Consider the following 22,525-nt stretch of genomic DNA (forward strand, 5'->3'; position numbering starts at 1 on the left):
GCCAAAGCCAAAGAGCACCGGGCCAGTACCGGTGCTCTTTGCTTTGTATAGTCGATTATGCCTCTAACTTAAACTTTCTAATCTCCGTCTCTAAATCATGGGCCATATCACGAAGCACCGTAGCCGAACCTGAAATCTCCTGCATCATGGCTAGTTGCTCTTCGGAGGATGCCGCGACATTTTGGGAATTCTGTGAAGCATTTCGACCGATTCTTGCTAGTTCATCGAGGGAAGCGGCAACCTGTTCACTGCCAGCGGACATCTGCTCTGCTGCAGCCGATACCTCATATACTTGCTCATTGACGCTTTGCAGGGCACCTACGATATCCTGGAATGTTTGTCCCGCCAGATGAACGGCTTTTGCGCCTTGGGTGACTTGAACCATACTGGTATTCATTGCGGTTGAAGCGTTATCGACATTCTCCACAATCCCATGTAACAGCTCTGAAATCTGCTGTGAAGAATGATGGGATAATTCCGCCAGCTTCCGTACTTCATTCGCGACAACGGCAAATCCTTTGCCATGCTCACCAACTCTAGCTGCTTCGATGGACGCATTGAGTGCCAGAAGGTTGGTTTGTGCCGCAATGTTCGTAATGATGCCTAGAATGCTGCCGATTTCTTGAGAACGAAGCTGTAGGTCAGCTAAAATCGTAACCGTTTCCGATACCGTTGTATGAATCGTCTCCATGTCTTGAACCGATTGACGAATGACCACGTTGCCTCGTTCGGCATTTCCTGCGACCTCACTCGCGTGTTCAGATAGTTGTGAAGAGGATTCAGCAATACGCTGGACCCCTGCGGCCATTTCTTCTATCGCGATTTGGCTTTCCATGGAAGACTGCATTTGAGTCTCGGAGCCTGTTGCTACTTCTTGAATCGAAGAGGCGATTTCCTCCGTTGCCTTTGATGTCTGATCTGCACTCATCATCAGGGCATTCGAAGAAGCCGAGACTTGAGATGAGGTCAATTGTACATTTTGTACGAGCTGACGGATATTATGAATCATGGTGTTGAAGTTCTCTGACAGAATACCGACCTCATCTTTATTTTTGACCGGAATTTCAACCGAGAGATCGCCTTCAGCCACTTGAATACTTAATTGGGATAGCTGGCGAATCGGACGAAGCGCAATGCGTACAAGGAATATCGTTAGGGCAATGAAGAGAATGGCGATGCTTGTACCAATGATAATCGTATCGATTAGCGTAGCATTCTGGTCGGCTTTGAGGCTTGCATAGTTAAAGTCGATGCCGAAAATACCGACTTTCTTGCCTGTACTATCCGTAATCAAGCTTACGATACTCATCCATTGGCCGTATTCATCCGTGTATACCTTGGATGCGGCATAGCCGTCTTTCTCCATTTGGCTCACCGCCTTCGCAAAGGCGCCTTTGGTCTCGTACACGGTACCTGATATCATGCCCGCATCGTATAATTCTTGGTTGCCAAGCAATAAGGTTAGCTTTTTGCTCTCGCCATTTGCCACGACATCAGGTAGATAGATATAGCTATTTGCGATCATTTTATTATTTTTCACACTGTCTAGCTCACGCTGGAGCTGTAGAATCTCAGGGTCTTTCATCAGGGTATCTTTCCCGATTAAGGTTTTAGCCTTTTCAATAGTTGGAATGCTCTGAGCTACTAGACTGTGCAGTGTCCATTCTAGGTTAAGCAATTCTGCATCCTGCTGACTTCGTAATCGAATCGAAGAGATGGTGGTTAACGCGCTTCCCATGAGGAAGAACAGAATCGACAGAATGATAATCGATTTAAACACTAAGCTTTTTTGTTTCATGAACAGGCCCCCGGATTCTATGAAGTATATTTCATATTTGTAATGAATTTATTATCGTCATTTTATCGCGGGATTGTTACGGGAAAATGGGCTTCTTTGAAAATAATGAGGGCGCAGAAACCTGCGCGAGTAGACTGATATTATATGTGCTTTACCTGTATGGAAAGTCAAAAAGGATTTGGCGTGTTTTCCCCTCAGAATCGGGATCAGGGGATTTACGAAAATGTAGGGTGGGATTTTACGGTAACGCCACAATCGCAAGCGTCGACGGTCGTATTTGGACTCGGCATGTGGCGATAAATCTGGTATTACGAAATATCCAGATTTGAAACCTGTATTTGATAACATGGAGAAAGCAGGCTTGCCTTTTGCCTATCCAGAACAGACCAAAGCATTCCAAGCGGACCTTTCAAAAGGTGTGGAAGAGATTATCTTCAAAGGCGGCAAGAAGCCTGTCAAAGAATTGCTGGATGAATTACAGAAGAAATATGGTCAGAACTAATTAAGATAGCGGACCGACCAATATGACGATCACGATCGATGGTGTGAAGTATGCAGTAAGCGGATCATAAACCATGGGAAGTAGAAGAAAGACACCCTTATGAGGTGCCTTCAGAGTGTCGATAAAGTCCAGAGGACTTTTCGGCACTTTATTTTTTTGGTGATCTCGTTTCGTAGAAGTAAAATCAATTTAAAACGATCTATAACAATGATGAAGATGAATGCAGTTTGCTATGTTGTTAAAATCCAGTACAGGTGGGGAAAAAGTACTTGTGGTGGTGCTATATTGGATAAATCCATTAACTTCGCCGTTTTCAGTACGATTTCACACTCTATACTGGATAAATCCAATAGAATGTGCTGAAAATGCCTCTAAAATGCTGATTTTCCCCCTCTATATTGGAAACGTCCAGTATAGGTGCGCGTTTTAGTGCTGGTAGTGAAGCTATGTTGGATAAATCCATTTTAGGTACGCGAATTCGTGTTGGTGGCAAAGTAATATTGGATTATCCAAAATCGCCATAATTCTCAATTCATGGCTCTATAGGAAAACTTGCTTGTTTAGGGTGAAGGCCCTTTTTTACGTGCCCTCCAAAAAAACGGGGGTTTCTCGACAGCCTTCTTTATCTCAATACCCCTCGTTTCAACTCTTCTGAGTAGGTCTTTTCTTTAGTACTGCTGTTTGTTTGGGGTTTCGAAGACGTCTGTAAGCAGATTTTGGATAACTGGCAGCAGATGATGGGCCATACGATGGAAGCCCAAATCGGTCGGATGAATGCCGTCAACCGTGCATTCGGCGAAATCTTCTCCTAGCAAATCCCCACCATCGAGAAAATGAACATGCCTGTCGCCGCTCTGTCGCAACTGTTCGACTATTTCCATCTGAATATGTCTCATTCGGTGCCTTCGATTCTCGGCATCGGTGGAAAAGCATTCGGCTGCGTTGCGGATCTTAGATAGGACGAGGATTGGAGTCGTCGTATGCTTACTCCGTAATATACGGATAAATTCAGGTAGAGTCGCCTCCATTCGCTCATACGTACCCACGTTCGCTTCATAGTCCAGTACGAACAAGGCCGGATTATCGATTTCACTGATGACCTTGGCAACCTCGGGTTCGCCTCTTCCGTTACCGGAAAAGCCAAGATTAATAAATTCTAGCGGAATGGAGCGGCTCAAAATATGGGGGTACGCCATCCCTGGGCGGTTCGCGCATCCTCCTTGAGTGATGGAAGTGCCGTAGATGACAATACGCTTATCACTGATGTAGGCAGGCACCTCACTTACTTCTGCGTCGGGATCAACGCCGATCCAGATTTCCTCTACGCCTTGATAAAGGGGGAAGTAGAGTGTTATACACTGTTGCCGTTTCGTGGGCAACTCGAATAGCATCGATTCGTACTCCGTTTTTGTATGATCGAATCGGGTTGTGCTGCAGTAGCGCTGCTGTCCGATTTCGCCGATATAGCAATCGAATCCGCACTGACCGGTCGCGGCCATATGATACATGTTTCCGATGCCTGACAATTTTACTTTGATGGACAGTTTGGAGGAATTTGTTTGAAAGCGGATCTGCCCGCCTGCGGTGCAATTAGCCAATTCATTTACCTGCTGTGGTAATGAGGCGGATGGAGCTGCGGGCAACCTACGATACTTGTTGTCCTGTTCGAACCAGTAAAAACCTGCAAGATGAAAAGGTTTATCTTTCGGAGACAACCACTTCAGTGGTTCGTCACCTACCTGTCTAATCGCCATATTCGGATCAAGCTTCACTGCATTAATACCTGTGGTTTGTTCCGACATTGTCCATCATCTCCCGTTTCCCTTAGCTTTTCGAGAAAATAATGCCTGATTTCTGCGGGGTTGTCAATATATTCCTTCCATGCCATGGAACGAGGTATAATTAGTATAGAATGGGAACCAAAAAACTAACACTTCATTTGTGCGACGGCACAAATCATCCATACATAGGGGAGAAAAAGAAAATGCAGCCAACCAAAGACAAGCATGTCGTCTACCTCCTATCCGGTCCTTGCGGGGTAGGGAAATCTACGGTATCGAAGATGCTCTCTCAAGAGCTGAAGCACGCGGCGTTAATCGTCGGTGACAATATTATGCACATGTTCGAAGAAGGGTATGAACCGCCGTGGGAGAAGAGATTATCGCTCACATGGGACAATATTACAGCCCTTACGCGCAATTTCATTTCGCAAGATATTGACGTGATCATTGATTATGTTGTCGAAGATGAGTTAGAATGGTTCTGCCAAAATCTAGCCGACTTGACCGTGGATATCAAATATGTGGTACTTCGCGCAAATGAGGACACGCTAATCGAGAGATTGAACCAACGTGGGAATCAGGAGTTGATCAATCGCTCTTTATTTTTGCTTAGACAGCTAGAAGGGGCGGTGCATAATCAGCCCTATCTATTAGATACAACGGTGAAGGAGCCTGCGGCGATTGTAAAGGAAGTGCTGGACCGCGAACCGTTGCCGCTCCCATTGCTATAACGATTTATCTTGATAATTACCAACGTAGGAGTCTTGGTACTGGATAGATTTACTTCATGGCATCTAGAAAGGACAGAACAATGAAAAAACGCATCATGGACATTTTTATCATTATGATCGGAGCATTGATATTTGCCTTGGCTGTCAATTTGTTCGTTATCCCGAACGAATTTGGTGAAGGCGGCGTAACAGGGCTTACGATTATTCTGTATTACCTGTTCCAGTGGTCTCCGGGGCTTGTCAGCTTAATCTTGAACGCCATCTTATTAGTTGTAGGTTATAAATTCCTGGATAAGCGAACGACCATTTATACGATTATTGCTGTCGTATTTAATTCACTCTTCCTCCATCTGACAGAACACTGGCATATCGAGTCGAATGAATTGATCATTAATGCGATCTTTGCCGGGGTTTTTGCCGGAGTAGGGATTGGATTGATTATTCGGGTTGGCGGCACGACGGCAGGGTCGACCATTCTAGCCCGTATTATGAACAAGTATCTGGATTGGAATGTCAGCTATGCACTCTTGTTCTTTGATCTGATCGTCGCCTTCTCTTCGTATTTCATTATTGGCGCACAGAGTCTGATGTTCACGATCGTGCTGCTCTATGTCGGCACCAAGGTCATGGACTTTATTATTGAAGGGGTCAACCCGAAAAAGGCCATTACGATTGTATCTAAGCAGCAGAATGAGATCGCCGAGCAAGTGAATATCGTGATGGATCGTGGTGTTACAGTGCTCTACGGCCACGGGCATTATACGAAGGACCCGAAAGAGATCCTATACATCGTCATTAGCAAACAGGAAGTCAGCACGTTGAAGAAAATCGTCAAAGCCATCGATAAAGATGCCTTTATTACCATTCATGACGTACGCGATGTGTTCGGTGAAGGATTCGTCGATATTTCGAAATAATATCCGTGTATGTGTGTCCCCTTGTTTAAAACAATGAATTCTGGGACAATAAAAGAATGAATTTGAAAGTTTTGAAAAGAGGACAACTACATGAATAAACCATCCATCTATGGATTAACATTAGATCAATTATATGCCTGGCTGGCGGAACGTGGTCACAGCAAGTATCGCGCGTCGCAAGTCTGGGATTGGTTATATCGGAAGCGGGTGACGGACTTCGCGGCCATGGAAGATGTTCATCCTGAATGTATACAATTATTGGCTGAATCATTTGCTATCCTGACCTTAGATGAGCACGTTAAGCAAGAATCAGCGGATGGAACCATCAAGTTTTTATTTAGGCTGCAAGACGGGAATTTGATTGAAACGGTACTCATGCGCCATAAGTTCGGTTTATCTGTATGTGTGACGACACAAGTGGGGTGCAATATCGGTTGCAGCTTCTGTGCAAGCGGGTTGTTAGCGAAAAGCCGTGACTTAACCAGCGGCGAGATCGTGGAGCAAATCATGAAGGTGCAGCTTCATCTGGATCAAACAGGTCAAGGCGAGAAGGTCAGTCACCTCGTCGTGATGGGAATCGGTGAGCCGTTCGACAACTTCAAGAACCTGATTGATTTCATCAAAGTCGTTATTGATCATAAAGGATTAGCGATTGGTGCAAGACATATTACGGTGTCAACGAGCGGCCTTGCGGGAAAAATAAAGGAGTTCGCGGACCTGGATCTTCGGGTGAACTTGGCTATTTCCTTGCACGCGCCGAATAATGAACTGCGGACACGGATTATGAAGATCAACCGCGCGATTCCGATTGAGGAATTGATGGTAGCGATTGAATACTTCCTAGATAAGACGAATCAGCGGATTACGATTGAATACATTTTACTCAAAGATGTCAATGATCAGGTAGAACATGCGCTTGAGCTGGCTGAGTTGATCAAGGCTCGCCCAAGACTGGCTAAGCTTGCCAATGTGAACTTGATCCCATACAATCCAGTAGATGAGCACAGCCAATATCAACGAAGTGCGCAGGAATCCGTGCGTGCGTTCTACGATGTGATGAAGAAGCAGGGCGTCAGTGTGAGTGTGCGTCTGGAGCATGGAACAGATATTGATGCGGCTTGCGGTCAGCTGCGAAGCAAACAAATTAAGAAAGCGGAGTAGGAGTTGTAGCAACGATGGCGAAAGAAGAAGTGATTGTAACTCAAGAAGGTCTGGAAAAATTGGAGGCCGAGCTTGAAGAATTGAAATACGTGAAGCGCAAAGAAATCTCGGAACGGATTAAGATAGCCCTTGGCTATGGTGATTTAAAGGAAAATAGTGAATACCATTCCGCGAAGAATGATCAGGCGTTTATGGAGACAAGGATTCTTATCATCGAAAAAATGCTCAAAAAGGCACGCGTGATCGACGCCGACAGTCTGGATAATTCGAAAGTTCATATCGGTTCGACCGTGCTTCTGAATGATCTTGAATTTGCCGAGAAGATCGAGTATCGTATTGTCGGTACAGAAGAAGCCGATGTATTGGATAACAAAATTTCATATGAAAGCCCGTTAGGCAAGGAATTAATCGGGAAAAAAGTTGGCGATGTGGTTAACGTCGATGCCCCGATGGGCGTCATTAAATATGAATTGCTTGAGATTAAGTAGAGTTGAATAGGGAAGACCCGTGTAGCTGCGTGTGGCAGACGCGGGTCTTTTATTTTATGCAGGAAGAGGTGGAATATGGTGTTTCTGAATCGCAACCGTACATTTATGATTTTGGTCATCTTGCTGATTATTGTAGGGATCACGATCATGATGGTACGGAAGGACAAGAGTATGCAACGAGCATCGTCACATACGCAGGAGTTCATCGAGCAACACATGGTAAATCCGAATGGGACGATCGCTACCTACTTGAAGGATGCGGCTTCGGATCATCCGGACATTGTCGCCGGTCGGGAGTCTTTATCGGAATCCTTAGGCATCTGGATGCAATATACCGTGCTGCAACAAGACCATGAGCGGTTCGACCAGAGCTATCAGCTGCTCCAGAAATGGTTCATCGCTCCACAGAAATATATTACGTGGAAGCTAAGCAGCGACGGCACATCCCATGTGAACACGAATGCGTTAGGGGATGATTTTAGAATTATAGGCGCTTTATTGAAAGCCTACGAACAATGGAACCAAGAGGAGTATCGTACAACAGCCCAAGAAATCTCGGCGACCTTATTGAAAAGTGTGCAGAAGAACGGGTATTTCGTGGATTACCATGATTTCGCAAGAGACGACTCCTCAAACCTCCTTAGCCTTGTTTACGTCGATATCGAGACGCTTCAGTCCATGCAGGGTCAGCATCTGATGGATCCATCCTTGCTTCAGAAATATATGGATTTGCTGCGAGATATGCCGGATGACGGCGTGTTTTATCCAAAAGCCTATGATGTGACAACGCATCAATATAGCTATGATGATAACGTTAATATGATTGATCAGCTTATTGTTGCCAACCATTGTGCAGAGATGGACCTCAAGCCTGAGAAGCTCATAGCGTTTCTGAAGAATGAGTTCAAGTCAAATCATCGAATTATGGGGAGCTACAATCGGGTAGACCGTTCTGCGGCCGTGGACTATGAATCTCCTTCGGTCTATGCGCTAGCTATTTTACTCGCGCTGAAGGTGGATGATTTGACCTGGGCGAACCAGTTATATGACCGGATGATCACGTTCCGCGACCAGGATGTTTCGTATCGAGGCGGTTATGTGTTCGATCAGAATACGCATGTGTTTGATAATCTATTTCCCTTGCTAGCAGAAGCCGAATTACATCAGGCGAATGCTCGTTAAGAGGCGTAATAGAGTGGACCTATAGCGAATTATGCAAAAACTTGTCGAATAATGTAAAACGTTGTTATAATACATAAGGTTAAATGGATTCCAGTTATCATAACTGGAATTTTTTATTTCTTTGAAAGAAGGGATAGGATGGAGAATCGAGCGCCCACTCGCGGTATGGAATTGGGTTATATGTTGTTGGTTGGACTATCGATGGTGCAAGTATTGCTCATTTATTTGAAGCTTTACATGACACAGACCTATACCATGCAAGATATTGTATTTAGCATGGCTACGTTATTCGCTTTATTAATCGGTTTTTTTGTGCCGTTCGGGATATCGGTCGTTGGTATTTTTATTTTTATGGTGGGCTATTTTGTATGGTTGGTCACATATGCACCCGTTAACGTTCTTACATTGACTTGGTTGTTGATCATTCCGGTGAACATCCTCATCGCTGCGTTTATCAAGACCCGGCTGATTCGTACGCAACGGATCATGGAACGGTTGGAAGCACTGAAGGATACCAATCCGGAGATTGATTTAGCCACCAATCTGGGGAATAAAGACGCTTTGGAAGATGCCGTGATGAAACAATCGAACTTGGCACGACGGTATTCGGAGCATTACGGGTTCTCGATGGCGATGTTCAAGATTGAATTCCTGCCGCTTGTGCTAGAGTCGCTAGGATCTGAACGATATGCGCAGTTGCTGCTAGAGCTGTCGAATACGATTCAACAGCAAATCCGGTATGAGGATTACAAGTTTTCGATTGAAGACGGGCGATTTATTATTCTATGTCCCATGACCAGTCAAGAGCATTTCCACGTGGTGACCGATCGGATCAAGAATGCGATGATGGATCTTGCATTTATGGATAAAAAGGGATTGCCTCTGAAATTAGTCGTGCGTGCTGGAGCGATGGAATTCCAAAAGGAACACTTCAGTCACTATGAGCGGATCGATGAGGTTATCGCTGCATTAGAACGCAGGACGGAGACGGATCTCGTGGGCGAATACATTTAGAACGGCAGCGTGCCGAACAAAGGAGGTTGTTATATGCTGCTTGTGGTATCGTATACGAGATGGTTCATCCCTTTAAGTATTGTCGTCTCCAGCTTATTTGTACTCGCGATCATCGGTCTGACCATTGCCACGCTAATTTTTCGCGCTAAAGTGAACAAAACGTATGATCGGGGGAAGTCGAGTGGCTGAATCGATCCTATTATTTTCAATTATTAGCATTTGGATTGCCGTGCTTGAAGCGATTATCATCATGGCAGGTGCCGTACGATTTGTATATAGACAGCAACGAACGTCATTCCATATCCCTGAGGATATGGCTCATTTCCCGACCGTCACCGTGATGGTTCCCGCACATAATGAGGATGTTGTCATTACGTCGACGGTCGAACATATTCTCGACTTGAATTATCCACCGGAGAAAGTGCAGGTCATTGTGATTGCAGACAACTGTTCGGATGATACGGCATTAAAGATGTATCAGCTTCAGGCACGCCCTGCTTATCGCGATCGTGATTTCTATATTATGGATCGAACCGGGACAGGGGGTAAATCGGGTGCGTTAAATGACGCGCTGAAGATGGCCAAGGGCGAATGGTGCTGTATTTATGACGCCGATGCTGCGCCGGAGAAGAATGCGCTGTTATTCCTGACGCAAAAAGCGATGGAGAAACCGGAGGAATACGGTGCGGTATTCGGCCGCAACAAAGCGCGGAATCGCGGTCAGAATTTCCTCTCCAGATGCATTAATTTGGAGCTGGTCACTGTGCAGCGCGTTCACCATACAGGACTATGGGAGCTCTTTAAGTTAGGAACTATTCCCGGGACGAATTTCATCGTGCGGACGGAGCTGATGCGTGATATCGGCGGTTGGGATGAAGACGCCATTACAGAAGATACCGCCATATCCTTTGATATATTAACAAGAGGACAGTTGATTGCCCTGGCGCCGCAAGCCGAAGCCTATCAGCAAGAACCGGAGAAACTCAGCGTGTATATGAAGCAGCGTGAACGTTGGTCGAAGGGGAATTATCAGGTCATTTTGGATAACGCAAAGCATTTATTCGATGGGACAAGCTGGCGCATTAAATTGCATATTCTGTACTATGCAGCGAGTTATTTCTGGTTTATGATCGCGATCATTATTTCGGATATTCTATTCCTAACCAATATCGTCTACCAGACCATTGCCCTGTTTAACCCGGGGGTTGTCTCTCCGTTCCAGTTCGCAGGCGATGTCTACGTATACTTAATTATTGCTTGGGCGCTTATGTATTACATTTATGTTCTTCAGATTAATCTCGCCCTGGCAGCCGATATCGGGCAGAGCAATACGCGAAACTTTATTATATCTTGCGTCTCCTATTTTACGTATGCGCAGTTGTTCTTGATCATCTCGATCAAGGCATTCTATTCGTTGTGTGTGGATAAGGTGGCAGGACGCAAGACGAAATGGTATAAGACGCAGCGATTCGATTAACGGATCGACGGCACAAAAAAACTACCCAGGTTCTGGGTAGTTTTTTGTTGTGAGACTTATGGAATTATTCAAAATTAGTGATGATATATCTTCCTTTGTCTTCTTGCCATTTCAAGGTATAGATCTTGTTCTCCGGCGTTGTAATTTTGAATTCTTCTTTACTGCCTTCGACTTTCACGGTATCGAACGTTGTATCGACAATCGAAGGGTTGAAGAATGGAGCCGCAGCGCCGTCTTCGCCTTTGTTCAAGACCACGTTGTTGTCTACCGTCTGGTCTGTAACGTAATGCTTCATGATGTTATCGACGAGTGGTGCATCGAAGTATCCAAGCAGAAGTTCTTTCGCCTTTTCTTGTCCGCCTGTTGCCGGATCTAAGATGGGTGTTCCGTCTTTTGCGGTTGTTTTGTGGAATAGCGTTTTAACTTTATCAACGGCTACACGAGCGTCGTTATAGGCAATTTGCTTGTCCATAGGATCGGCTTCTTTGGCCGGTGTAGAGCAGGCTGCGACGGATAGGATAAGAATAACGAGCATTAGTACGGTCATAAATTTGTTACGCATGTGGAGTCTCCTTTTGTTCTGTAATCATCACTATAGTGTAATCCTGTTACCACTAAATTCCAACTTGTAAAACTTTCCAGTTTATTTGAACGCTCGGTGCTTTAAGGGAATGGAAGGAAGACTTAGGCCGACAGAGCAAATGGTATAAGACGCAGCGATTTGATGAAGTGCATGCAACTTATCCGCATGTGATTCGTCTATGATGGTAAATTGTTCTATCTTATGACTTGAGGTGATTCCATGCGCACACAACATAAACTTATTGCACTATCTGCCGCTGTCGCGGTGTTCTTGTCGCTTGCTGGACAGAGCTTTGCGGCCGAGGCTCCTTTTACGGATTTGAACCAGGTTACGGAAACAGAGAAAATTACGCTTTTACAGTCGCAAGGATACTTGCATGGGGTAGGTTCCGATCGATTTATGCCTTATGCAGAGTTAACGGCAGCGCAGGGGATACAACTCATGGTCAATTCACTAGGATTGAATATCGATTTTATAAAGTTTGTGAAGCAGCCCCAAGCGACCGATTATTATCCGAAAGCAGACAATGATGCGTGGTATGCCAAAGCGTTGGTCATCGCAGCTTATCACCATGTGGATGTCACAGCAGATTTAGATCCCCAAGCGGTATGGACCCGTGAGGAGTTTACCTATCAATTGATGAACACCATGGAAGCCAATATCGCATTGCCGATGGTGAAAATCGCTCCCGTGGATGTCGCGGATGAGAAGGACATAGCGGGAGATCGCATCGGGGCTATTCAACGTGCGCTAGCCTTACATATCGTGACACTCGACGAGTCAGGGAAGTTCCGGCCCCAAGAACCTATGACTCGCATAGAGGCTGCCGTGTTGGTCTACCATGCGCTTCAGTACATCGAGAAACATACGGTGCCTGTAACCGAATAAGCATTGTTTCGAAAAAGGTCCCTTTTGCAGGGGCTTTTTTGTGCTATTATCCGAATTCATTTGGACTATAAATGATCAAATGATATGATGAAATAGGACATTGAATACCAAACATTCAATTACGCTAACAGGGAGGCGATGACCATGTGGAAGCCTGACCGTCTAAGCGCTCAGCCTCTTTATCAACAAATTGCAAATGATCTTGAACGAAGAATCTCGTATGGCGAATTCCCGCCCGGTGCGATGCTGCCTTCCGAACGCAAACTCGCCGAGCAATTGGGCGTGAATCGAAGCACCGTCATTCTTGCTTATGCGGAGCTTCGCTCGCTTGGCATTATCGAGAGCCGCTCGGGAAGCGGAACGCGTGTGAGTAAGTATAAATGGGGAGCTACGCCGAAGCATACGCCGAACTGGCATCGGTATGTAGAAGGCGGGAGCTTCTTGCCTAATTTGCCTTTTTTGCGCCGTATTCGTGAAGCCTTGCAGCAGAACCCCGAATTAATAGATTTTGCAAGCGGAGAACTCGCGTCGGATCTCGCTCCAGCCGAAGAAATCAATGCGCTCATGAAAGTAAATCAATACACGGAATATTTAGGGTACAACCATCCCCAAGGATATGCTCCCTTGCGGAAATCGCTTGTGCAATATTTACATCAACATCGGGATATCCAGACGACGGACTCATCGATTCTCATCACATCGGGCTCACAGCAATCGCTTTATTTAATAACCCAATGTTTATTGGCCCCTGGCGATGCGGTTGCCATAGAAGATCCTTCGTATTGCTACTCGCTGCCTATGTTCCAGTCCGCCGGACTTCGGTTATTTCGCCTGCCGGTCGACCATCGAGGTGTGCGACCTGAAGGCATCCGATCTTTGTATAAAAAACATCGTATCAAGATGGTATTCGTTAACCCGAACTTCCAGAATCCAACGGGCACACTGCTCGATGAGGAACGTCGCAATGAACTTCTGCGTGTGACAAGTGAGTTGGGATTGCCGATCGTAGAAGATGATCCCTTTAGCCTTACCGCCTATGACGGGGCATCACGTCCGCCGCTCAAATCCATCGATGCTATGGGCTCGGTGATCTACATTGGTTCCTTCTCCAAAATTGCGGCTTCCGGGCTGAGGGTCGGCTGGATGGTCGCCCCTAACTCCGTTGTTGAACGGTTGGCCGATGCCAGACAACAAATGGATTTCGGGCTTAGCATCGTGCCGCAAAAGGTTGCGGAGCAATTCCTGAATTCAGATTATTTCCAACCTCATTTGGAACGGTTGCGAATGCGTCTGCTCTATAAAAGGGATTTACTGATTGAAGCCCTGCGCAAGGAACTGCCAGGGCTGGTCAGCTTTATGGTTCCGCAAGGCGGGTTGCACCTGTGGTGCAAGATTATTCCCGAGGTCAATGATCATAGATTATTGGAAGAAGCCATTCGAAGAGGGATTGTCTTTGTACCGGGGAGTGTCTATGGTTCGGATTCCGGTTATGTTCGCTTTACGTATGGAAGATCCAAGGCGGACGAGATCGAGCCAGGCATCTCAAAATTTGCCGAAGCGCTTCGGAGCGTTCTCAGCTAGAATAACAAAGGTGCATGACATGTGTGAGTCTCACACAGGTTCATGCACCTTTGTTGTTTGATGAATCGTCTCTATTTCGTTTATTGCTGTAAGGATTTAATATCTTTTATCACTTTATTGTAAGGTACATCCGTCATGCCATCATATTTGGCTACAACGGTGCCGGATTGGTCGACCAGAAAGAACGTGGTTCCGTGAATGACTTGATCGGAAGCCGTGTCTTTGGCCACGACGGTTCGGAACGATTGTAATGCAAAGGTTTTGATGTCTTCGAATGAATATCCGGTCACCCCGTGCCAATGGGTAAAATCAGCTTTAAATTTCTCCAGGTAGCTTTTTAACGCGGCGGGATCGTCTCGCTCCGGATCTACGGAAAAGGAGACCAGCTCCACATCCAAGCCGGCTTCTTTTATTCTGTTCTGCAATTCCGCCATATTGGCGGTCATGGACGGACAGACCGTAGTACAATACGTGAACATGAAATCTGCGATCCATATCTTATTGTCCAAGTCGGCCGAAGAAAACGATGTTCCTTCTTGATTCGTATACTCAAACGGTACGACCTCGGTGCGAAGCTTATGCTTACTTTCTCCGCAAGCCGTGATCATAACAATCATTAGACTGAATAGACCCAACAAAAATGCCTTTTTCATTGTGATTCCCCTTCATTTAACGATGGTTCGAGAGCCATGTTGCCAAGGAATCGATTTCCTCGGTCTGCAATACCTTTTTGAAAGCCGGCATGCCTTTCGCCCCGTCACGGATGATGTCAGCCAGTTGTTCTTCTGACCATTTCGATCCAACCTCCTGCAAGTTCGGGCCGACTCTTCCGCTTAAATCCGCAGCGTGGCAAGCGAGGCACTGCTTCTTATAGATGGCCGCTGCTTCCGCCTCTGCCGGTGTTGAATCGGCCGTGCGCTTTGTCTGATTGCTTGCTCCTTGACCGCATCCCGTTGCGACGAGCACTGTGATAAAGAGAAGAACAACAGATAACTTTGCCTTCAGAGCAATCCCCTTCCTCTCATCAAAATCAAATCTTCGAATCTATTCAGAACGGACGACCTGGCGTATCCAGAATCATCGTCAGAAATACAATCATGAGGTAATTGACCGAGATCAAGAAATTGGTGCGAGCCCATTGGTCCGTATCTGCCGCACGCTTCCCGAGCAGGGTGTGCCACATCCAAATGAGGCTTGCAATGACGGATACGGCCAGAAATACGATGCCTGAATAGTTCAGGACGTACAGCATGATAACCGTAGGCGTCAGCAAGGCAACATAAGGAATCATTTGGAGTTTTGTGCGTTCGATGCCTTTGCGGACAGGCAGCAGCGGATAGCCTGCTGCTCGATATTCCTCTACGCGCCGAATGGCCAGCGACCAGAAATGTGCAGGTTCCCACAGGAACAATAAAGCGAACAGAAGGAACGCGCCTGCATCAATTTCATTCGTAAATGCGCAATACCCGATCACGGGCGGCATAGCACCGGATATTCCGCCAACTGATGTACTCCAAGTCGAGGTGCGTTTCAGCCACATCGTGTATACGACGACGTAGACGAACATCCCCAGCAGTCCGAGCCAGCCGCTCAGTATATTTACTTTCCAGAACAGAATCGCTTCACCAGCTAGACCAAGCGATATGGCGTAGAAGAGGACGCTCCTTGTCTTCAACCGTCCGGTCGCAAGCGGTCGATTAAGGGTGCGCTGCATCCGTTGATCCAGCTTTTGGTCCCATATATTGTTCATGACGCAGGAGGAAGCCATGGTTAATACTGTCCCCAGAAGCATCCATAGCAATATGCCCCAATCCGCGTTCCACTTGGATGCTAACCAGTAGCCGCCAAATGCGGCGACGAGATTGAGTTGCAGGATCCGGGGTTTTGTCAATTGAATCCAGTCTTTTAGCATCGCTCTTGCCGGTGCTTTGTCGTTAACAACCACGGTGTTTGAAGATGCTCTGCTCATACGGCCACCATATTGTATAACATAATCCACATGGAGCCGACGACGATAATCAGTAAGATGACGATGCCTAGAATCAGGGCCATCAGATTATAGCGCGGCTTCTGCTCCTCCCGGAGGTGCATGAAGAAAATCAGTTGTACGATAAACTGCAGCGCTGCTGCGCCCATCAGAACGACTTTGCTCACCATGCCGTCGAACCATCCTCCCAAGACGATGGCAATCGGAATGATCGTCAATACGATGGAGCATAGGAATCCGATCGAATAGGTTTTCAAGGAGCCATGAGATTCCTCATGAGCGGTTTCATGTTGCGCCATCTAACTCACTCCCATCAAATAAACAATTGTGAAGACAAAAATCCAAACCACATCAAGAAAATGCCAGAACAAACTGATAATATGGACTTTCCGCTTCGTTACAGGTGTAATGCCATGCTTGCCCAGTTGGATAATAATCGCAATCATCCATACTAGTCCGACAAGCACATGAAGCCCATGGGTGCCGACGAGCGTGTAAAATGCAGATAGAAATGCACTCGTCGACAGGGTGGCTCCCTCACCCACAAGATGTATAAATTCATTCACTTCCATAGCGATGAAGGCAGCGCCCAGTAGTGCCGTAACACCAAGCCATCTCATCAATGCTTGACGGTTGCCTTTATGCATGGCCAGTACGGCGAGGCCGCTCGTATAGCTGCTGATCAATAGGATGAAGGTACTTACGATAATACCGCCGATTTGAAATAGATCTGCAGGTCCGGGTCCGCCATTCGTATTGCCTTTCAAGACGATATACGTCGCAAATAAGGTTCCGAATATGATGATATCCGTCATCAGATAAATCCAGAATCCAAACTTCCGCATTTCCTCCATATCCGGGTGGCCATGGTCTTCCGAATGTAGTTCGGCAGGGGACACTTGTCCGGCATGGTTCACGTTCCGTTGCGCCATTAGCTGGTCACCTTCCTTAACTCCGATTCTGTACGGGTTATTTCATCAACAGGGATGTAATAATCGTTGTTATAATTAAACGAATGAACAAGCATACATGCGACGACGCCAATCAATCCCGGTATCGTTAACCACTGCCAGTGGAACACGAATCCGAAGCCGGCCAAGAACCAGCACATGGACATCACAATCGGAATGCCGGAATTTTTCGGCATGTGGATCGGCTCCAGTACGGGCTTCGCAGGAACTTGCTGGCCATTTGCTCTGCGTTGCTTTTCCTCCCACCATTCGTCTTGATCCGAAACCTGAGGTAGCGTTGCAAAATTATAGAGCGGCGCGGGTGACGGGATGGACCACTCCAACGTACGTCCGTTCCATGGATCGCCTGTTTCGTCTTTTTTAAGATGCTTCACACTGTATATGATTTGCCATATTTGGAACAAGAACGCGATGCCCATGAACCCTGCTCCAATGGTGGATACTAAATTCATTTCCCACCAGCCTTTATCCCAACCGTACGTATAGACTCTTCGTGTCATACCCATGAGGCCCAATACATATTGCGGCATAAAGCACAGATAGAACCCAATGTTCCACAACCAGAACGCCCACTTGCCGATACGCTCATTCAATTTGAAGCCGAACAATTTAGGCCACCAATAATATAAACCGGCGAAATATCCGAATACCACGCCGCCAATGATGACATGGTGGAAATGCGCGACAAGGAAATAACTGTTATGGAACTGGAAGTCAGCCGGTGCTACCGATAGAAGAACCCCGGTCATGCCGCCCGTCACAAAACAAGGAATAAATCCGATCGTCCACAACATCGGCGTCTCGAAGGTGATCTTTCCGCGGAACATCGTGAACAGCCAGTTGAACACCTTGACCCCGGTCGGAATTGCAATCAACATGGTTGTGAGTGCGAAGAACGCGTTGACGTCCGCGCCGGAACCCATCGTAAAGAAATGGTGCGCCCAGACGAGAAACGATAGAACGCTAATAATAATCATCGCAAATACCATGGATTTATAGCCGAACAGCTTCTTCTTCGCAAAGGTAGATACGATCTCCGAGAAAATACCGAACGCGGGCAGTACGATAATATACACTTCCGGATGGCCCCACATCCAAATCAAGTTAATGTACATCATGGGATTGCCGCCGCCATCCAAGGTGAAGAAATGCGCGCCCGCATAACGGTCGAGGAACAATAACGCGAGCGTTGCCGTCAGAATAGGAAAAGAAAATATGATGGCAATACAACTGGAAAGGACGGACCATGGGAACATCGGCATTTTCATTAACTTCATGCCAGGCGCCCGCATTTTCAGAATCGTGACGATAAAGTTGATGCCTGTCATGAGGCTGCCGATCCCGGAAATCTGGATCCCCCAAATATAGAAATCCTGTCCTACGCCCGGATTATGCATCAGGCCTGAATAAGGCGGATAAGCGAGCCAGCCGGCATCCGGCGAACCGCCGATGACAAAAGATAAGTTAAACAGCATGGCCCCGGAGAAGAAGAGCCAGAAGCTGAGCGCATTCAAGAACGGATACGCCACATCGCGCGCACCGATCTGCAGCGGCACGATCACGTTGAATAAACCGAACATGAACGGCATGGCCATAAATAAAATCATGATCACGCCATGCGTGGTAAAGACCTGGTTATAATGATCCGCGGCCAAAAATTCCATATTCGGCATGGCCAGTTGCGCCCGCATCAGCAGTGCATCCACACCGCCCCGGAACAACATGATAAAGGATGCAATAATGTACATAATTCCGATTTTTTTATGATCGACGGTCGTTAGCCACTCTCGCCACAGCCAACCCCATTTTTTGAAATAACTGAGTCCGACGATAATCGCTAGCGTGACGAGTACGATGCTGACGTCCGCTCCATAAATCATTGGATCGCCCGTCACAAAAAATTCCGAAGCAAAGCTTTTCACTTTCTCCCACACGAATGATTCACTCCCTATGTTTCCTTACTGAAATCGTTATTCTTCCAACTGAATTTTGTTAATGTCCTTCCACGAAAGCCCATGATTGTGCGAGGAGGCATATTTTGTAACCGTCATCTCGAACAGGCCCTTCGGAAATGCAGAGAACATCCGAACGTCAGATGCGGCAGGCTTGGCCAGCTCTTTGTAACCGTCTAGTGTCAATGCCGGTGAAGAGGTTTTGACTTCGCTCACCCATTGATCGAATGCCTCTTGTGAAGTCGCATTGGCTGTGAAATACATCTTCGCGAACTCTCTTCCCGTGAAATTCGCGCCAGAACCCATGTACTCACCTTTTTCGTCCGCCTGTAAGTGAAGTGTCATGGCCATACCGGACATGGCATACATCTGACCCCCGAGCTGCGGGATCCAAAAGGAATTCATGGGCGAATCAGCTGTAATTTCGAAGCGAATCGGTACATTTTCCGGAAATTGAACATAATTTACGCTTGCGATCCCCTGCTCTGGATACTGGAACAACCACTTCCAGTCTAATGAAGTCACCTGAATGGTGATGGGCTTCACATCCGATTTCAGCGGTTTTGAGGGTTCTAACGCATACGTTCCTTTAACGGTAATGACCCCCAACGCAATAATGATGATAATTGGAATCCCCCACCAAATGATTTCTAATTTCGTGCTGTGCTCCCAGTTAGGCTTGTATTTCGCTTTTCTGCCTTTCTTATCTCGGTAGCGCCAGACGATGACCGCCGTAAGGATCAGAACCGGCACGATAACAACAGCACACAATATGGTTGAGATCAGCATTAAATCTCGTTGTTGTTCGGCAATGGGTCCTTTCGGATCAAGCACGATCATGTTTTTAGTACACCCAGTAGTCGCGAAAAGCACCAGCACCATCATGGACAAGGAAGCGAACCAGCGAAGTGCTTTGTATGCTTGGGGTGTTTTCATGTAACTCATCTCCTATCGACATGCGTGAGCACTTTATTATCACGTCTTACTTTAATGAGGAACGTTTGACATGTCACCAGCCACTACCCGCGTCTGCGCACCAACCATGTTCAATGAAACGCAACAAATACGACACATTTTATTCATAAGAAAAGCTTTAATCTTGGTGGAAAGTATAATATGTCATAGTGTTTTGTGGATAAACGTTGAGCGGTTCAGATGTCTTTACAGAGGTTATTTCTGTCGAGAATGCTATCTTTGAATACAATGGCGACACATTTTATCCACAAAAAAAGACCCTTCAAGTGAAGGGTCCGCATCCTATCTTGCTCTGAATTTCCATGAGCGAATGGATATATCCGTCAGCGCACTAAACAAAAGTGTTGCCAGCACATTGTGAAGAAGACTCGTAAAGATGTAGATATCTGCATTATTCATCGTGAGGGTGAGCCATGCGCCGCTAAATACTTGAGCCATAACGAAGAGTAGTGCAAGACCTGCGACGTGGTTCAAGGATAACGCCTGCTCCCCCGAGTCGTGGCGGCGAATCAACAGATACAAGCATACGATAAGAATAAGTAGAACCGCCGCGGCAACCCGGTGCAGAAAGACAATGCCGGAAGCCCCGGACAGGGTAGGTATAACCTGCCCGTTACATAAGGGCCAACCCATGCAGCCTGCATCTGAATGTGTATGGCGGATGTAAGCTCCCAAATAAACGACACCGTAACAATAGATCCATATTCCCCAAGCCAAGAGATAAACGGCTTTCGGGAATCGAATAGGGACCGCATCTTCTTTCGTCTTCTTCATCCGATACGTCCATACAACCAACAGCATGCTGCTGGCAACTGCGAGCAGCGATATACCGAAATGGATCGCCATCACGGCCGGTCGCTGCGGCCATATCACGGCAGCGGCGCCCATGAAGGCTTGTACGACGGTAAAGAATAACGTTCCGCCAGCATACCCTACGGCTTCTCGATACTGTCTAAGATAACGCCAGGTATATATAAATGTGGCGAGAATAATCAATCCTACGATCCCTGTAACCATACGGTGCGAGTATTCAATAATCGATTCCAGCGTATAAGCGGGAATGAATTTCCCGTTGCATAAGGGCCAATCATCCCCGCAGCCTCGTCCGGAGCCGGTCTTGGTCACGATGGCTCCTGCGATCAATACTAGAAACATGCCAATGAATGAAGCCCATGCCAACCATCGGTAACGAAAGGATATGGATGGGTCTGGATCCCCTTTTTGCGTGGTCGTGATGTTCATGTTGTTCAACCCCTGTCAGCCTATTTTTACAGACCGATTGTATCGGAATTTAAGTAACCCGTAACCATCCATTCCATTTCGTTCTGCACCAGCCATTGGGCATGTAAAAAGCCCCTTCACAGGGGCTAGGGGTCATCTTTGTGTTAATTCAGATGCAATTGTACAGATAATTGCGGATGTAGAGTTGCCATTTCCGTCACAAGTTGTTCCAAGGTTCCCGGATCGAAGCCAGCAGTGAAAATCTCGCGATCCGGTAAGAAGGTGATGCTTGTGCCTGTCTCGCTTGTCACGCCTACAGTTCGAAGAGGGGATTGCGGGATTCCGTGTTTGTAATCCTGAAGGAACACCTTGCCCTCCCGGCGGATTTCCACGGTTAGCTTCTGTGAGAGTGCATTAACGACAGGGATGCTAATCCCATGGTCACCATCTGGGGCATTCAAGGTAGCACTAGGGATAAAGCGATTCAGGTCTGTCATCACCGATTGGACATGTGTTGTCGCGGAATGCGGCAACGCTTGGACAGGGATGCCTCGACCGTCATCGGATACGGTGACGCTGTCATCTTGGTGGAGGAAGACTTGAACTTGCTTGCAGTAACCTGCTTGGTGCTCTAAGACGCAGTTCTCCAAAACCGTTCGTAGAAGCAGGTGAGGATCGTACGACTTTGATGGACTTCCCAGATATGCGCTTGTATGATCCCGTACTTCCGCTAATGCGAGATAATCGCTCGTCTCAAGAAGCTCGGATGTTGCTGCGAATAACAGAAGCAGCGGTAAAGCGCGGTGGCCCCGAATCGTATACTGGCCTCCGCGTTCTTCTTGTGTCAGCAGATCAGCTCCTTGCAGAGCCTTGATATGGTGATACAGCTGTCCTGTCGTGCCCATATTTAAGCGTTCAACAAGCTCGGGGCCGGTAAGCGGCTCTCGTAGAACAGAGCGTAGAATATCCAAGCGCTGCTTATGTCCGAGAGCGGCGAGGATCTTAGCCATCTTATCACCATCTAGGTCTAATAACTGTTCTACACCTTTCGATTGAGGCTCCCATCTGTAGCGTTGCTGTCCTCCGGTGTAGTGGCCGGAAAAGAATACTTGCCCTGTATCTGTTTCGGTTGAGCGGGAATCTGGTCCAACAGCCATGAACGGTTGTGTATCCTTGGCCCCAACAGGTTCATGCTTCCCGTCGTTCCTGTCCATAATTTGTTCCATAAGCTTTTGCAGTGAATTCATTTGTGCTTTTAAGGTATCTAGCTCGACGCCATAATCTCGAGAACTCATCGAATCACCCTCACTAATTTA

At 46.8% G+C, this 22,525-nt stretch carries 24 protein-coding genes; 12 read left to right on the forward strand and 12 right to left on the reverse strand.

The window, feature by feature from the left end; all coding sequences use genetic code 11:
- Positions 1–55 precede the first annotated feature (55 nt).
- Positions 56–1,798, reverse strand: a complete 1,743-nt coding sequence (locus BVG16_RS09025; protein WP_078498222.1) for a methyl-accepting chemotaxis protein — start codon at positions 1,796–1,798, stop codon at positions 56–58.
- 159 nt (positions 1,799–1,957) lie between these two features.
- On the opposite strand from BVG16_RS09025, the gene BVG16_RS32755 reads away from it, so the two are divergent.
- Together BVG16_RS32755 and BVG16_RS32760 are read left to right on the forward strand one after the other, a co-directional pair.
- Complete coding sequence (locus tag BVG16_RS32755) at positions 1,958–2,098, forward strand: hypothetical protein (protein WP_158081655.1); 141 nt, start codon at positions 1,958–1,960, stop codon at positions 2,096–2,098.
- A gap of 25 nt (positions 2,099–2,123) precedes the next feature.
- Positions 2,124–2,300, forward strand: coding sequence for a hypothetical protein (locus BVG16_RS32760; protein WP_158081656.1), 177 nt, complete (start codon positions 2,124–2,126; stop codon positions 2,298–2,300).
- A gap of 668 nt (positions 2,301–2,968) precedes the next feature.
- Here the strand turns inward: BVG16_RS32760 and BVG16_RS09035 are convergent.
- Entirely contained in the window at positions 2,969–4,102 is a 1,134-nt protein-coding gene (locus BVG16_RS09035; protein ID WP_078498224.1) for an SGNH/GDSL hydrolase family protein, read from the reverse strand.
- A gap of 182 nt (positions 4,103–4,284) precedes the next feature.
- Between BVG16_RS09035 and BVG16_RS09040 the strand changes: the two genes are divergently transcribed.
- The 8 genes from BVG16_RS09040 (at position 4,285) to BVG16_RS09070 (ending at position 11,051) form a co-directional block, all read left to right on the forward strand.
- Complete coding sequence (locus tag BVG16_RS09040; RefSeq protein ID WP_078498225.1) at positions 4,285–4,812, forward strand: AAA family ATPase; 528 nt, start codon at positions 4,285–4,287, stop codon at positions 4,810–4,812.
- A gap of 80 nt (positions 4,813–4,892) precedes the next feature.
- Positions 4,893–5,729, forward strand: coding sequence for a YitT family protein (locus tag BVG16_RS09045; RefSeq protein ID WP_078498226.1), 837 nt, complete (start codon positions 4,893–4,895; stop codon positions 5,727–5,729).
- Positions 5,730–5,819: 90 nt separating this feature from the next.
- The gene (gene rlmN / locus BVG16_RS09050; RefSeq protein WP_078498227.1) at positions 5,820–6,890 is read left to right on the forward strand and encodes a 23S rRNA (adenine(2503)-C(2))-methyltransferase RlmN; all 1,071 of its coding nucleotides are present in this window, start codon (positions 5,820–5,822) and stop codon (positions 6,888–6,890) included.
- Positions 6,891–6,904: 14 nt separating this feature from the next.
- Positions 6,905–7,378, forward strand: a complete 474-nt coding sequence (gene greA, locus BVG16_RS09055) for a transcription elongation factor GreA (protein WP_078498228.1) — start codon at positions 6,905–6,907, stop codon at positions 7,376–7,378.
- A 75-nt stretch (positions 7,379–7,453) separates the two neighbouring features.
- Positions 7,454–8,560, forward strand: coding sequence for a glycosyl hydrolase (locus BVG16_RS09060; protein WP_078498229.1), 1,107 nt, complete (start codon positions 7,454–7,456; stop codon positions 8,558–8,560).
- A 138-nt stretch (positions 8,561–8,698) separates the two neighbouring features.
- Positions 8,699–9,574, forward strand: coding sequence for a GGDEF domain-containing protein (locus tag BVG16_RS09065; RefSeq protein ID WP_078498230.1), 876 nt, complete (start codon positions 8,699–8,701; stop codon positions 9,572–9,574).
- A gap of 33 nt (positions 9,575–9,607) precedes the next feature.
- A complete protein-coding gene (locus BVG16_RS33095) occupies positions 9,608–9,763 on the forward strand; it encodes a hypothetical protein (RefSeq protein WP_198957444.1) in 156 nt (51 codons plus the stop codon).
- Positions 9,738–11,051 carry a glycosyltransferase family 2 protein gene (locus tag BVG16_RS09070; RefSeq protein ID WP_408635313.1) on the forward strand — a complete coding sequence of 438 codons (1,314 nt, stop codon included), beginning with the start codon at positions 9,738–9,740 and terminating at the stop codon, positions 11,049–11,051. Before BVG16_RS33095 ends, BVG16_RS09070 begins: the two co-directional genes overlap by 26 nt.
- Positions 11,052–11,115: 64 nt before the next feature.
- On the opposite strand, the gene BVG16_RS09075 is transcribed toward BVG16_RS09070, so the two are convergent.
- The gene (locus BVG16_RS09075) at positions 11,116–11,613 is read right to left on the reverse strand and encodes a hypothetical protein (protein WP_078498232.1); all 498 of its coding nucleotides are present in this window, start codon (positions 11,611–11,613) and stop codon (positions 11,116–11,118) included.
- Between the two features lie 240 nt (positions 11,614–11,853).
- Between BVG16_RS09075 and BVG16_RS09080 the strand changes: the two genes are divergently transcribed.
- Together BVG16_RS09080 and pdxR are read left to right on the forward strand one after the other, a co-directional pair.
- On the forward strand, positions 11,854–12,522 hold the full coding sequence (locus BVG16_RS09080; protein WP_078498233.1) for an S-layer homology domain-containing protein: 669 nt from the start codon (positions 11,854–11,856) through the stop codon (positions 12,520–12,522).
- A gap of 144 nt (positions 12,523–12,666) precedes the next feature.
- Positions 12,667–14,103, forward strand: coding sequence for a MocR-like pyridoxine biosynthesis transcription factor PdxR (gene pdxR / locus BVG16_RS09085; protein ID WP_078498234.1), 1,437 nt, complete (start codon positions 12,667–12,669; stop codon positions 14,101–14,103).
- Positions 14,104–14,183: 80 nt separating this feature from the next.
- Here pdxR and BVG16_RS09090 read toward each other — a convergent pair whose 3' ends face one another.
- The 9 genes from BVG16_RS09090 to BVG16_RS09130 all read right to left on the reverse strand — a co-directional run bounded on the left by BVG16_RS09090 (position 14,184) and on the right by BVG16_RS09130 (position 22,504).
- Positions 14,184–14,756 carry an SCO family protein gene (locus BVG16_RS09090; protein ID WP_078498235.1) on the reverse strand — a complete coding sequence of 191 codons (573 nt, stop codon included), beginning with the start codon at positions 14,754–14,756 and terminating at the stop codon, positions 14,184–14,186.
- Between the two features lie 16 nt (positions 14,757–14,772).
- Positions 14,773–15,069 carry a c-type cytochrome gene (locus BVG16_RS09095; RefSeq protein ID WP_233146944.1) on the reverse strand — a complete coding sequence of 99 codons (297 nt, stop codon included), beginning with the start codon at positions 15,067–15,069 and terminating at the stop codon, positions 14,773–14,775.
- A gap of 82 nt (positions 15,070–15,151) precedes the next feature.
- Positions 15,152–16,072, reverse strand: a complete 921-nt coding sequence (gene cyoE / locus BVG16_RS09100) for a heme o synthase (protein WP_078498237.1) — start codon at positions 16,070–16,072, stop codon at positions 15,152–15,154.
- The gene (gene cyoD / locus BVG16_RS09105) at positions 16,069–16,389 is read right to left on the reverse strand and encodes a cytochrome o ubiquinol oxidase subunit IV (protein WP_078498238.1); all 321 of its coding nucleotides are present in this window, start codon (positions 16,387–16,389) and stop codon (positions 16,069–16,071) included. Before cyoD ends, cyoE begins: the two co-directional genes overlap by 4 nt.
- Positions 16,390–16,944 carry a cytochrome o ubiquinol oxidase subunit III gene (gene cyoC / locus BVG16_RS09110; RefSeq protein ID WP_408635323.1) on the reverse strand — a complete coding sequence of 185 codons (555 nt, stop codon included), beginning with the start codon at positions 16,942–16,944 and terminating at the stop codon, positions 16,390–16,392. It abuts the gene before it with no gap.
- Positions 16,945–17,021: 77 nt separating this feature from the next.
- Positions 17,022–18,995 (reverse strand): cbb3-type cytochrome c oxidase subunit I, encoded by a 1,974-nt coding sequence (locus BVG16_RS09115; protein ID WP_078498240.1) that lies wholly within the window; start codon positions 18,993–18,995, stop codon positions 17,022–17,024.
- Between the two features lie 36 nt (positions 18,996–19,031).
- The gene (cyoA, locus tag BVG16_RS09120) at positions 19,032–19,949 is read right to left on the reverse strand and encodes a ubiquinol oxidase subunit II (RefSeq protein WP_078498241.1); all 918 of its coding nucleotides are present in this window, start codon (positions 19,947–19,949) and stop codon (positions 19,032–19,034) included.
- A gap of 321 nt (positions 19,950–20,270) precedes the next feature.
- Positions 20,271–21,230 (reverse strand): COX15/CtaA family protein, encoded by a 960-nt coding sequence (locus tag BVG16_RS09125; RefSeq protein WP_144027331.1) that lies wholly within the window; start codon positions 21,228–21,230, stop codon positions 20,271–20,273.
- Positions 21,231–21,373: 143 nt separating this feature from the next.
- Entirely contained in the window at positions 21,374–22,504 is a 1,131-nt protein-coding gene (locus BVG16_RS09130) for an ATP-binding protein (RefSeq protein ID WP_078498242.1), read from the reverse strand.
- Between the last annotated feature and the right edge of the window lie 21 nt (positions 22,505–22,525).

Origin of the sequence: Paenibacillus selenitireducens (assembly GCF_002021565.1) — a bacterium.
GTDB classification, from domain to species: domain Bacteria; phylum Bacillota; class Bacilli; order Paenibacillales; family Paenibacillaceae; genus Paenibacillus_K; species Paenibacillus_K selenitireducens.